General features: G+C 63.0%; 12 protein-coding genes and 1 pseudogene. 9 read left to right on the forward strand and 4 right to left on the reverse strand.

The window, feature by feature from the left end:
• Positions 1-126: 126 nt before the first annotated feature.
• From X742_RS158970 to X742_RS158960, 3 genes are all read right to left on the reverse strand, one after another.
• Positions 127-744 (reverse strand): cupin domain-containing protein, encoded by a 618-nt coding sequence (locus tag X742_RS158970; RefSeq protein WP_023771577.1) that lies wholly within the window; start codon positions 742-744, stop codon positions 127-129.
• Between the two features lie 161 nt (positions 745-905).
• Positions 906-1,838 carry a dimethylarginine dimethylaminohydrolase family protein gene (locus X742_RS158965; RefSeq protein WP_015318637.1) on the reverse strand — a complete coding sequence of 311 codons (933 nt, stop codon included), beginning with the start codon at positions 1,836-1,838 and terminating at the stop codon, positions 906-908.
• Positions 1,839-1,879: 41 nt separating this feature from the next.
• Positions 1,880-3,466, reverse strand: coding sequence for a peptidase M20 (locus tag X742_RS158960; protein WP_031247807.1), 1,587 nt, complete (start codon positions 3,464-3,466; stop codon positions 1,880-1,882).
• Positions 3,467-3,542: 76 nt separating this feature from the next.
• On the opposite strand from X742_RS158960, the gene X742_RS158955 reads away from it, so the two are divergent.
• The 5 genes from X742_RS158955 (at position 3,543) to X742_RS158935 (ending at position 8,510) form a co-directional block, all read left to right on the forward strand.
• On the forward strand, positions 3,543-4,439 hold the full coding sequence (locus tag X742_RS158955) for a LysR substrate-binding domain-containing protein (RefSeq protein ID WP_023771579.1): 897 nt from the start codon (positions 3,543-3,545) through the stop codon (positions 4,437-4,439).
• 122 nt (positions 4,440-4,561) lie between these two features.
• Positions 4,562-5,656, forward strand: coding sequence for an ABC transporter ATP-binding protein (locus tag X742_RS158950; protein ID WP_023771580.1), 1,095 nt, complete (start codon positions 4,562-4,564; stop codon positions 5,654-5,656).
• Positions 5,657-5,726: 70 nt separating this feature from the next.
• Entirely contained in the window at positions 5,727-6,839 is a 1,113-nt protein-coding gene (locus tag X742_RS158945) for an ABC transporter substrate-binding protein (protein WP_023771581.1), read from the forward strand.
• A 22-nt stretch (positions 6,840-6,861) separates the two neighbouring features.
• Complete coding sequence (locus tag X742_RS158940) at positions 6,862-7,695, forward strand: ABC transporter permease (RefSeq protein ID WP_023771582.1); 834 nt, start codon at positions 6,862-6,864, stop codon at positions 7,693-7,695.
• The gene (locus X742_RS158935) at positions 7,695-8,510 is read left to right on the forward strand and encodes an ABC transporter permease (protein WP_023771583.1); all 816 of its coding nucleotides are present in this window, start codon (positions 7,695-7,697) and stop codon (positions 8,508-8,510) included. Before X742_RS158940 ends, X742_RS158935 begins: the two co-directional genes overlap by 1 nt.
• On the opposite strand, the pseudogene X742_RS01000000169935 reads toward X742_RS158935, so the two are convergent.
• Positions 8,507-9,287: pseudogene (locus X742_RS01000000169935) on the reverse strand (fumarylacetoacetate hydrolase family protein). The gene X742_RS158935 and the pseudogene X742_RS01000000169935 overlap by 4 nt on opposite strands.
• Positions 9,288-9,609: 322 nt before the next feature.
• Here X742_RS01000000169935 and X742_RS158930 point away from each other — a divergent pair.
• From X742_RS158930 to X742_RS158915, 4 genes are all read left to right on the forward strand, one after another.
• Complete coding sequence (locus X742_RS158930) at positions 9,610-10,017, forward strand: DUF3168 domain-containing protein (RefSeq protein WP_023771584.1); 408 nt, start codon at positions 9,610-9,612, stop codon at positions 10,015-10,017.
• Between the two features lie 171 nt (positions 10,018-10,188).
• Positions 10,189-10,488: a hypothetical protein gene (locus X742_RS158925; RefSeq protein ID WP_023771585.1), complete on the forward strand. Its 300-nt coding sequence runs from the start codon at positions 10,189-10,191 to the stop codon at positions 10,486-10,488.
• 77 nt (positions 10,489-10,565) lie between these two features.
• Positions 10,566-11,231: a response regulator transcription factor gene (locus tag X742_RS158920; protein ID WP_015318627.1), complete on the forward strand. Its 666-nt coding sequence runs from the start codon at positions 10,566-10,568 to the stop codon at positions 11,229-11,231.
• Positions 11,215-12,648, forward strand: a complete 1,434-nt coding sequence (locus X742_RS158915; protein ID WP_023771586.1) for an ATP-binding protein — start codon at positions 11,215-11,217, stop codon at positions 12,646-12,648. Before X742_RS158920 ends, X742_RS158915 begins: the two co-directional genes overlap by 17 nt.
• Positions 12,649-12,746 lie beyond the last annotated feature (98 nt).

Here is a 12,746-nt window from a genome sequence, read left to right on the forward strand (position 1 = left end):
TCCCCTTGATGTTGCAAAAAGGCCCTTGATCGGGCTCACTTGGCACTGAGCGCAAACGGATAATTCAAGATACTTGATTTTTTGTCAAGTCACTTGAATTAGCAGCTTGAACGAAAGAAATGGGGATCAGAATGTCGCCGGCGTGTTGACCCAGAAAATGCTGGCGCGTTCATCGCCGACATTGCGATACCAGTGCGGCAGTTCGGAGTTGAAAACGAAGGAATCTCCGGCCGTCAGGCGAAACGTCTTTTCGCCGACCATCAGTTCGATAGCGCCCTCCAGGAGATAGCCGACTTCCTCGCCAGCATGCTGGATGGGGCCGGCACTTTCACCGCCCGCTTCGATGTGATGGATGTTGCACTGCAGGAGATGGCCCGGCGAATAGGGAATGACGCGCTCGAGCGAAATGCCTTCGCCGCGCCGCAGCGGATCGAGAGCGATCAGCGGTCGCGACCCGGCCCGAAAGACGATGCCTTCCTCGCCGTCGGACTCCTCGAACATCCAGCCGATATTGGTGCCGAGCACCTCGACCAGCCGGTGAAGCATGGGCAGTGAGGGCGAGACCTTGCCGTTTTCGACCTTGGAAAGCAGGCTCTCGGAGCAGTTGGCGGCGGCAGCCAGCGCCTTCAGGGTCAGGCCGTGCGTCTGCCGGGAGAGTTTCAAGCGTGTGCCGAGCCGCAAGAGGCTGGTCGCGGTCGAGCGCTCGTCGCCGTGCTTGCTGTTATGGGTATCGATCTTGTTCATTGGGGTGCGCGAACATCTCCGCTGGTAGCGCTGACTCGTAAAACCGATCCCGGTCGTTGTCCATCCTGCGAAAAACGGACAGCGCGTCGTCGGATAAGGTCAAAGACCAATCCAGGGCCGCCGCCGCGCGCCTCTCCAATGCTCGTGAGAGCGGCGGTCCTCTATGCCGCCTCACGTTTCAGCGCCTGTGCCATGCAATGGATACCGCCGCCGGTCTTGGAGATTTCGCTCATGTCGACTGCCGCGACCTCGAAGCCGCGCGCCTTGAGCTTTTCGATCAGCGTCTTGCTGGACGTCGGCGCGATCACCCGGTCCTTGCCCAGCGACATGAAGTTGCAGCCGAGCGCCATCGTGTCCTGGAAGGGAACGTCGATGATCTCGTGACCCTTGCCCTTCAGCCAGTCGACGATGCCGGGCTCGGTGCAGGCGAGGCAGACGGCGGTGAGCTTTTCGGCGATCGGCACCACCATCAGGTCGATATGGACGTAATATTCGTCGATGAAGGCAATGCGTGTCTCCCAGCCTTCCTTCTCGAACCAGGCCTGCACCTGGCGGGCGCCTTCCTCCTGCGTGCGGGCGCCGCCGCAGCCGATCAGCACCACGCCGTCCTCGATGACATTGAAGTCGCCGCCCTCGAAAGTGCCGGCCGTCACCATGTCATAGATCGGGATGCCGAGCTTTTCATAGGTGCGGATGGCGGCGTAGTTCTCGCCGCGCCGCCACCAGTTGGCCATGGCGGTGATGATCGCGCCATAAGGCGTCATGACGCTGGAATCGCGGGAATAGACCTGCATCGGCAATTCCGGCGTCGGCTCGTGCCAGTGGATGTTGACGCCGAAATGCTCGTAGGCCGCGACAAGATCCTTGTGCTGCGCCTGCGCGATCTGGACGTTGCAGGGGGCTTCGCGCAGGTGCTTGCGCGACAGCGAGCTGGTCGACAGGTGGCGCAGGAAATTCGGCGATCCGAGCAGCACGTCGGTCAACACATCGGTTTCGTTGGCGAAGCCCCAGACGGTCAGCGGCTTGGTGCCGCCGGCCGGGTTGCGGCGTTGAAGCGAAAACGGCTCGGCGATGATGCGGTCATGGACGGTCATGCGGGTTCTCCTCGTGGGCTCGTTCTAAAGGGTTGCTCAGGTCATGCGTTGTTTGGGATCCACCAGTCGCGGCCGCGCGCGGTGGTGACATATTCCGGCCAGCGGAAGTTGATGGGCGGGTCGTAGTCGCAGAGTGGCGCGATCCAGTTGGAGCCGCCGACGCCACCGCCGGTACGGGTGGTGAACTCGTCCTTTGCCGCGTCGCGGGCGGTCTGGTCCTCGAGCAGGCGCAGCGCCGTCAGCGCGACCGTCTTGGCGGCGCAGATGACCATCGGGTCGATCGTCGCGGGAATGCCACCCAGCGCATTCATCACCCAAGAGGGATATGCGCTGCCATTCGCGGAGCGGAGCGCTGGGCGGGCGACATAGAAGCGGGCGGTCGGCGCGTGCCAGCTCATGTCGGTGTAGTCGTCGGAGGTCGAGTTCACCTGAGAGGGCGGCAGGTCGCGGCGCAGGACTGCCTCGGCCTCTTGTGGCGAAATCAGCCGCTCAAGCTCCTCGATAAAGGGGTTTTCGGTAGCAGTGCCGCCGGCATTGACCTGGATTTCCCGCGCGATCGTTCTGGCGACTTGGTCCCAGCGTGGCGGCCCGACAGTCGACAGGGCTTCATAGGCAATCCCGGCCATGGCGTGGTTCGCGAGCCCAGGCCGCGACTTCGACACCCAGTGCCGCTCGTAGCGGCAGCCGCTGATCGCGGCCGCGGCCGCGGCATTGCGGTCGAGCACCGCCGTTACCTGCTCGGCCATGCCGATGGTGGGCACGCGGATCATGTACTGGATCTCCGCCAGTCCCGCCGGCAGATTGTCGGCCGTGGCCTGGCCGGCCGTCAGGATCGCCTCGCTGATCGACCAGCCGCCCTGGTGCGGCAGCATGGAATCGCGCAACGCCTTGGAGGCCATGTACATGGTCATCAGTGCGTCGTTGGCGCCCGGTGCCCTGACGGCCGAATGCGCCTGCGGGATCGGTGCGCCGTCGCTTGCGCGAACCCAATTTTCGGGTTCGTCGCAGACGAATCGATAGATCATCGCGTAGGCCGCGCCGCAATGCGTGTCCCAGCGCGCGGTATTGCAGAGCGGCAGCATGTAGAAGGGATGGAAGGAGATCATGCCGGCAAGGCCGTCATAGTAGCCTTTTGCCGCATGGATCGGCTTCGAACCGCGCACTTTCTCAGCCGGCTCGCCGGTAAAGCGCAGCGTGCCTTGAATGTCGTGGCGCTGCATGGCGGCTTTGGTGGCGAGCAGGCCGCCGAGACTTGCTATGCCGAGCCCCGAATGCGGGTCGGTATGGCCGCCGGCCTCGGCGCCAAGGCCAGGTCGCGGCTGCCTCACAGTCACGGCGTCCTGGCAATTGCCGGGCACGGCATCATATTCGGCATACATGCCCACTGTCGGTCCGGCACCGTTCGTCCAATGGGCGCAAAAGGCGGTCGGCATGCCGCCCGAGCCTTCCTCGACCGAAAATCCCTCGCGCTTGAGCCGATCGACATACCAGGCGGCCGACTGGTACTCGCGCCAGGCGGTCTCGCCGAAATCGAAGATGGTGCGTGTCCATGCCGACAGCAGGGGCTGGATGCCGTCGAGGCAGGCAAGCGCGGTCTCTTGCGCCGATGTCGTCACCGGTTTGTCCATGCTCTAGAAGAAAGCAGTGAAGCGGCTCGCCAAAAAGTGATATGTTTTCCTGGTTCATGCAAATTCGGTTCACCTCTTGAGAATTCCATCGACACAGGCGCTACGCGCGCTCGACAGTTTTGCCAGGCATGGCAGCGTCTGGCGCGCCGCCGACGAACTGCACCTGACCCGCAGCGCGGTGAGCCACCAATTGCGGCTGCTCGAGCGCGATCTCGGCTTCGATCTGCTGGAGCGCATCGGCAAGGGGGTGGCGCTCACCCCGCGTGGGCAGCGCTATGCCAGCGACGTGCGCAAGGCGCTGACCGTGCTGGGTGACGCGGTGACGCGCGATGCCGGCACTGGCGTCGGCGGCTCGTTCGCCGTCTCTTGTACACCGGGCTTCGCCTCGCTGTTCCTGTGCACCCATATCGGCGAGTTCCGGCAGATGTACCCCGATGTCGCGCTGCGCATCCTGACGCCCCGGCGGCTCGACGATGTCAGCAATGCCGAGGCAGACGCCTTCATCGCATTTGGCGTGGGCAATTGGCCGAACCGTATGGCCGAGCTGTTGTGCGAAATCTCGTTCACCCCGCTCTGCAGCCCGACGCTGCTCAACAAGGTCGGCGGCTTTTCCCGGCCGGCGGACGTGCTGCGCGCCAATCTGCTCCATCTCGACGACACCGAGGATTGGGCACGCTGGCTGGCGCTGTCCAAGGTCGAGAACCCGGACACCGAAGGCGGCATCGTCTTTTCCGACATGAACCTCGTCTTCTCGGCGGCGATTGCCGGGCAGGGGATCGCCATGGGTGACGAACTGACCAGCCGCCGTGCGCTGAGCGAAGGCCGTCTGGTCAGGCCTTTCGACATCGCGATCAATTCGCCGCGCTCCTATTTTCTGGTCTCCGAACACGCCAAGGCCTCGCACCCGGTCCTGCAAGCGTTCGCGGGATGGCTGAGGTCGACTCTCTCCGAGAACCGCATTCAGCCTTATTGAGAGGCAGGGTGGCGCCAGCCCGCCATAGATGAATGAAATTTGCCGATCAGGCGAAAACTATTTGGTTGCGGTGAGCTTCGGCCCTGCCTACGATTTGGCTCAACGGTAAGGATAGAGGCAGGATGCAGCAACCCGGCCGGGCCGCAGAGATCAAGGCAATCGGGATCGGCAAGAGCTTCGGCTCGTTCCGTGCGCTGGACAATCTGACGCTCGACATAGGCCGCGGCGAATTCCTGACGTTGCTTGGGCCCTCCGGCTCCGGCAAGACCACCTTCCTGATGATCCTGGCCGGCTTCGTGCAGCCGACCGAGGGCAGGCTTTTCAGCGACGGCGCCGATATCACCCGCCGCCCGGCCGAGCAGCGTGCCGCCGGCATGGTGTTCCAGGGCTATGCACTTTTTCCGCATATGAGCGTCGAGGCCAACATCGCCTTCCCGCTCAAGGTCCGCAAGAAATCGGCCGCCGAGATCAAAAAGCGTGTCGGCGAGATGATCGAGCGCGTCGGTCTGGTCGGCCACGAGAAGAAATTGCCCTCGCAGCTTTCCGGTGGCCAGCAGCAGCGCGTCGCGCTGGCCCGGGCGCTAGTGTTCGAGCCGGGCGTGCTCCTGCTCGACGAGCCGTTTTCGGCGCTGGACAAGAGCCTGCGCGGCCAGATGCAGGCAGAGATGAAGCGCCTGCACCAGGAGACTGGCACCACCTTCGTCTTCGTTACCCACGACCAGAGCGAGGCGCTGGCGCTGTCTTCGCGCGTCGCCATCTTCAATCATGGCAAACTGCTGCAGGTCGGCGCGCCGGACGAGGTCTACGACCGGCCGGACAATCGCTTCGTCGCCGAGTTCCTCGGCGAGATCAACATGCTGCCGCTGAAAGGGGTTAAGCCCCTCGACAACGGCTCGACCGGCCTCTGTGAGGACCGCGCGGTCAGCATGCACTGCAAGGCTGAGAAGGTCCGTGGCGACGCCATCCTGGCGATCCGGCCCGAACACATGTCGATAGCGCGCGAGGCCGCCGCCGGAGAGAACGGCATTGCCGCGACGGCAATCGCCTCGACCTACCTGGGGGCGGCGACCAAGCTCGACCTCACCACGCGCCAGGGTGCCAAAGTCACCGTCTCGGTGCCCAACGAGGTCGCGGCGGCGGCGCTCAGCAAGGGCAACTCCGTGTGGCTGACATGGCCGGCGGAAAAGGGTTTCCTCCTTCCGGACGGAGGACAATGAGCGCCGGCGCGGCCTGATCCGCCGCACCGGCTTCCGGAATTAAAATCAACGAAAACAAAGGGGAACTGACATGAACGACACCAAGAAACAGGCCATCGAAACGCTGTCCGAAAGGACGAGGCGCGGCGAGATCTCGCGTCGTCAATTCACGCAACTCGCTGCCCTCGTGCTCGCCGGCACGCCGATGCTGCTGCGCTCGACCGGCGCCTTTGCCGCAGCGAAGGAACTTGTGCTGGTCAACTGGGGCGGCGATGCCATCACGGCCTACGACGCGGCCTATGGCCAGGCCTTCACCAAGGACACCGGCATCACCGTCAAGATGGACGGCTCGGGCCCGACCGAAGGCGCTATCGCCGCGCAATCCAAGAGCGGCGCCCCGACCTGGGACCTGGTCGACGTCGACCCGTTCTCGGCCATTACGCTCGGCGCCCAAGGCATGCTCGAGCCGATCGACTACAACATAGTCGACAAGAAGAAGATGCGGCCGGGCTTCGGCTGGGACTATGCCGCCTCGACCTATTTCTTCTCCTATGTCATCGCCTACGATTCCGAGAAATACGGCAAGGATGCACCGACCGGCATGGCCGATTTCTTCGATGTGAAGAAATTCCCGGGCAAGCGTTCGCTCTACAAATGGGGCGTGTCGAGCTGGGAAGCGGCCCTTTTGGCCGACGGCATCGCGCCGGCTTCGCTCTACCCGCTCGACCTAAAACGTGCGCATGACAAGATATCGGCCTTCAAGGAAAACGTCGTCGCCTATTGGGGCGGCGGCGCCGAGAGCCAGAGCGTGCTGCTCAATGGCGAAGCCTCGATGGCGATCGTCTGGTCGACGCGCGCCTCGCTGATCGAGCAGGATTCCGGTGGCAAGATCAAGTTCATCTGGGACCAGGGCCTGATCTCGCCCGGCGCGCTGGCCGTGCTCAAGAACAACCCAGGCGGCAAGGATGCGGCGATGAAGTTCATCGCCAGCGCCCAGGATCCGGAAAAGCAGCTCGTCATGTTCGACAAGCTCGGCCAGGGCCCGGCCAATCCGGCGACTGACGCGCTGATCCCCGCCGACAAGAAGCGCATCAACCCCGTCGATCCCGAGAACATGAAGAAGCAGATCGCGCTCGACATGGACTGGTACGCCAAGAACTATGGGCCGGCGCTCGACGAATACACCAAGATCATCTCCGCCTGAGCGGCGGCGATGCTGATCTGACATGAGAGGCGTTCTCTCCGACAGGATGGGCGCGGCGCTGTTGATGGCGCCGCTGCTCCTTTTTCTCGGCCTTGCCTATGCCTGGCCATTTCTCGGCGTGGTGAAATGGAGTTTCACCTTGCCGACGCCCGGGCTTGGCCAGTACCAGGCATTGCTCACCGACGATCTGGTCCAGTCGGTGTTCATCCGCACGCTACGCATCGCCGCGATTGTCACTATTGTGTCGGTCGCCGCCGCCTATGCCATCACGCTCGTCTGGGTTCGCGGCAGCCCGGCGCAGCGTCTCATGGCCGAATTCTGCATCCTGGTGCCGTTCTGGATCTCGGTGCTGACACGCGCCTTCGGCTGGGTGGCGCTTCTGTCCAATCGCGGCCTGATCAACACCTGGCTGCAGTCGATCGGTTTTATCTCCGAACCGCTGACTTTGGTGCGCAACGAATTCGGCGTCATTGTCGGCATGACGCATTTCCTCATTCCTTTCGCCGTCTTTCCGCTGGCTTCGGCCATGCGCAGCCTTGACGACCGTGTGCTGCTCGCCGCGCGCGGCCTCGGCTCCAGCCGCATGCGCACCTTCTGGACGGTGTTCGTGCCGATGACGCGCTCCGGCATTATCGGCTCCGCGATGATCGTGTTCGTCTTCTCGCTCGGTTTCTTCGTCACGCCGGCGATTCTCGGTGGCGGGCGCAGCGTGATGATCGCCGAACTGATCTATCTCAGGATCTTCCAGAGCCCGGACTGGGGGCTGGGGGCTGCGATCAGCGTCGTGCTGGTATTGTTCGTCGGCGCGCTGATGGCGCTCTTGTTCCGTTATGTCAGACCGAAGCAGCTGATCTGATGCCGACTTATCGCCCCGGTCCTGTCTCGCTGGTTATCGCCGCCCTGGTGGCGCTGTTCCTGCTGTTGCCGCTGCTTGCCGTCATTCCCGTGTCGCTAACGCCGAGCCGCATGCTGGCTATGCCGACCGGGGAATTGTCGTTGCGCCACTACCGATCGCTGATCGAGGATCCGCGCTGGCTCCAGTCGATCCTGCTTTCGATCCGGATCGGCATCGTCAGCAGCGCCATTTCAACTGTGCTGGCGCTCTGCTTCAGCCTCGGCGTCTGGATGTTCCAGCCGCGCTTCACCGCGACCCTGGTCGGCTTCGTGCTGTTGCCGATGGTGGTGCCGCCGGTGGTTTCGGCGGTCACGCTGTATTTCCTGCTCACCTCGATCTCGGGCGTCAGTTCCTTCTTTGGCTACGACACCTGGCTTGGCGTTGCGATGGCGCATTCGGTGATGACGGTGCCGTTCGCGACGGTGCTGATCCTGGTCTCGCTTAGCCAGCTAGACCGACGCATCGACCTTGCCGCGCGGGGGCTTGGCGCAAGTGTCTGGGAGCGCGCCACGCGCGTCATCATGCCCAACATCAAGTTCGGCATCGTCACCGCGGCACTGCTGTCTTTCGTGCTGTCCTGGGAAGAGATCGGCGTCACCTTGTTCATCACCTCGGTCAACGCCATCACGCTGCCGCGCCTGATGTGGATGGGACTACGCGACAACATCGACCCGGCGATCGCCGCACTTTCCGTGATTTTGATCATCATCACCGTGCTGGTTCTGGCGGTGAGGAGCGTCGTGGTCAGGCTGAACCGGGGGAGCAGGCCGCTCTAGACGAACCGCACCGAGACTTTGCCAAACCTGCCCAAATCGCCAATGACTTCGTCACCGGCGGCGACGCTGATCGGTGTCACGCAAGTTCCGGTGATCACCACCTGTCCCGGCTGGAGCGCTATGCCAAGCCCCGACAGCTCATTGACGATCCATGTGAGCGCGATACGCGGGTCTCCCAATACAGCCGCGCCCGTTCCATCGTGCCGCGACTTACCCGAGACGAGACCGGTCACGGGGTGCTCCGCGAGGTTCACGTCGCGCCAATCACCTTCCGCGGGCTGGCCGATGACAAACAGATTGGCGCAGGCATTGTCNCTGCGGCGCGCCGACAGCGCGGAAATCATCATATCGTGAGTCCGGTATTTCGATCGCCGGATGCAAGGTCGCCACGGCGTCCATGACTTGAGCGATTTCATAAGGTGCCGCGCGAGGTGGGATCTGGCGGCTGAAACGGAACGCGAATTCGACCTCGGCGACCCGCATCTTGCTGGTCGCGAGCGAGACGATCCCGCCGATCTCGACCGCTTTTTCTGCAAGCAGACGCCCGGCCATCGGGCCGTCGACATTGATATGCCTTTGACCGGCCAGGCTGGTTGCCGCGATCTTCCAGCCGAAAAGCGGGGCCGCCGAACGCTCCATGACATGCGACTGGATGGCGTAACCTTCGGTGCGTGTTTTCGGCCGCTGTTCCTCGGGTATGGCGTTGAGATGGGTGCCGTTGTCCCAATGGCCTACCAGCAGACGTGACGCGGCCCTGGCCTTTTCTGTATCGAGCATGGTCAGCTCCGGAAACCGGGAACATGCCTTCTGTCCGGCCAAGCCGGCAAGGAACATTCCGTCGCATGGACCAGCCTATATGGGGCAAGATCGCGTGACCAGACAATCGGAGGCAAGCTCATGGTCAATCTGCCAGGCTCTACCGCGCCGGCTGACGAGATTGTCGGCAAGTCGTATTTTCGAGATCATCGGCGTTCATAATTCTGATGACGAATCGCCATCGTCTTCGCGTGGCGAACCGCTATATCTGAGAAGGGATGCGGACATGGGCAGGCTTTACGAAAAGCATTGTCGATGGCGCAACGGCTTAAGGAAATGGACGATGACCGCGCCCGGCGATTTGCAGCAGGCCCTGTTTCTGAGACTGAAAAGCGATGCGTCGCTATCGGCGCTGCTGGGCGGCGCCGGACTGCTCGAGCGGGCAACCGACAACGTAGCCTTTCCCTACGTGACTTCAGGCCAGACGTCTGCCTTCGAATGGGACACCGGCGCCGAGAACAACGACGACCAGCTGATCACGCTGCATGTCTGGTCGAAGGCGCATCGCGAGGACGAGACGCGGGCGATCATGGATGCCATCAAGGCGCGGCTTGCCGGAGCGGTGTTGGTTATAGGCCCGCGTGGCCAGACGCGGCTGTCGCTGGAATTCAGCGAGGCGCGCTATGATGAGGAACTCCTTGTCCACCATGGGCTGCTGCGATTCCGTGCGCTGACGCAGGAAAACGCGTGACGCACTTTCAATATCACCGAAACGGAGTCTAGATTGAGCTTTCGCGGGTCTCACTGGCGGGGCGGTGAAATCCAAGGTGTCTGTCTCGCGTTGCAGAGGGGTGGCGAGCATGGTTTCAGCGCGGTTCACTGTTCATTTCACGTTCAGCACCGATGCGTTACAACGCGGGTCATGAAAACGCTTCGCTTCCATTTCCGAACCGCGACCCTGGCGCTTAGTGCCGCCGGGCTGTTTGCGTCGCAGGCAATGGCGATACCGGTCATCGAGCCCGATCAGGCCAGCCCGATCGTCCTGGCTGCATCCGACTGCTATGCGATCGGTCAGCAGGTGGCTCAGCAGAATGGCGGAACGCTCGCCAAGGCCTCGGCATCGACGCGTGGCGGTCAGCCGGTCTGCGTCATCGTCGTTCTCGTGCCCGGCAAGGACGGACAACGTCCGCGCCGCTCCGAAATCGTCGTTCCACAGAACTGACCGGTCTCCCTCCGTTTCCCAGGCCGGCGGAATCGGCCTATACCTGAAATCTTCAATCAACAGGCATTGGTCCCCGTATGCGCGTACTCGTCGTCGAGGATGACAAGGATCTCAACCGGCAGATCTCGGATGCGCTGGTCGATGCCGGCTATGTCGTCGATCGTGCCTTCGATGGCGAGGAGGGCCATTTCCTCGGCGACACAGAGCCTTACGATGCCGTTGTGCTCGACATCGGCCTGCCGCAGATGGACGGCATCAGCGTGGTCGAGCGCTGGCGTCGCGGCGGCCGCAAAATGCCGGTGCTGATCCTGACCGCTCGTGACCGCTGGAGCGACAAGGTCTCCGGCATCGACGCGGGCGCCGACGACTACGTCACCAAGCCGTTCCACATCGAGGAGGTGCTGGCGCGCGTCAGGGCCCTGATCCGCCGCGCGGCCGGCCACGCCTCGTCGGAACTGACCTGCGGGCCGCTGCGTCTCGACACGAAGGCTTCGAAGGCCGATGTCAACGGCGTGCCGCTGAAATTGACGTCGCACGAATTCCGGCTGCTTGCCTATCTGATGCACCACATGGGCGAGGTCGTTTCGCGCACCGAACTGGTCGAGCATCTCTACGACCAGGACTTCGACCGTGATTCCAACACCATCGAGGTCTTTGTCGGGCGGTTGCGCAAGAAGATGGGCATCGACATGATCGAAACGGTACGCGGCATGGGCTACCGCATGCGTGAGCCGGAGGCGTAAGGCGGAACCGCTCCCCACCAACCCGACCGTGGACGGACGGCTCTCGCTGCGCGCGTGGCCGCGCTCGCTGACGTTCCGCGTCATCGCCTTCTCCACGGTATGGGCGATCCTGACCCTGGTCGTTATCTTCACCCTGATCACCACCCTCTACCGGCAGGCCAGCGAGCGGGGCTTCGACAGCCTGTTGTCGGCGCATCTGTTCAACCTGATCGGCTCCATCGGCATCTCCGACAGCGGCGCGTTGACGGGCTCCCCCGATCTTGGCGATCTCCGTTTCTCGGAACCGAATTCGGGCTGGTACTGGTCCGTCGAGCCCGCCTCGGAAGGCGTTCACGGCGATCTCCACTCGTCGTCCATGACCCGGACCATCCCGTCGCCGGACGTGGCGGATGTTCCCTTCAACGCCAATTTCCAGCGCAGCTATGCCGCGCAAGGCATCAATGGCGAGGAACTGGTGGTATTCGAGAGCGAATTCGTTCTCGATGCGAAGAACCGCGCCGCGCGCTTCCGCGTCATGGGCAACAAGACCGAGTTGGAGCAGGAAATAGGAACGTTCCAACGCCGCTTGCTGACCTATCTCAGCCTGTTCGGCATCGGCATGATCGCCATCAACGCCATTGCCATCCTGCTCGGACTGCAGCCGCTGCGCCGGGTCCGGAACGCGCTTGCCATGGTGCGGGAGGGCACCGCACAGAAGCTCGACGGCCGCTTCCCGGCCGAGATCGAACCGTTAGCCAACGAAACCAACGCGCTGATTGAAAACAACAAACGCATCGTGGAGCGCTCTCGGACCCAGGTCGGCAACCTCGCCCATTCCCTGAAGACACCGCTCGCCGTTCTGCTCAACGAGGGCCGGGCGCTTGGCGGCGCCAAGGGACAGTTGATCGCCGAGCAGGCCGCCTCCATGCAAAAGCAGATCGACCATTACCTGCAGCGTGCCCGCGTCGCGGCGCAGCGCGACAGCGTCGTCTATCGCACGCCGGTGGCACCGCTGGTGCAGCGCATGGTGCGCGTTTTGCAGAAGCTGAACCCGCAGACCAGCCTTTCGCTGTCGCTGCCGGCTACCGAGATCGTCTTTGCCGGCGAACGCGAGGACCTCGAGGAACTGCTTGGCAATCTTCTCGAAAATGCGGTGAAATGGGCAAGGAGTGCTGTCGCGGTCTCGGTCGTGCCCTTGGCCGGCAAGGATGAGAGCCTGTTCGAGATCAGCATCGAGGATGACGGACCGGGTATTCCCGAGGACAAGGCCCGTGAAGCGCTGAAGCGGGGGCGGCGCCTCGATGAGACCAAGCCTGGGACAGGCCTGGGCCTTGCCATTGTCGCCGATCTCGTCAACGAGTATGGAGGCGCCCTGGCGCTCGATCGGTCCGGCATGGGAGGACTGAAGGCGGCGGTGCGATTGCGGAGCCTGCAGTAATGCTACCCAAGCCAATCGGCAGCAATGGAAGGCGCATGTTGTGGCGGCATATCGATTGACCCCGGAGCAGCCGCCAGCGGCCAAATTTCCGACAAATA

It is taken from the genome of Mesorhizobium sp. LNHC229A00 (assembly GCF_000502415.1).
GTDB lineage: Bacteria > Pseudomonadota > Alphaproteobacteria > Rhizobiales > Rhizobiaceae > Mesorhizobium.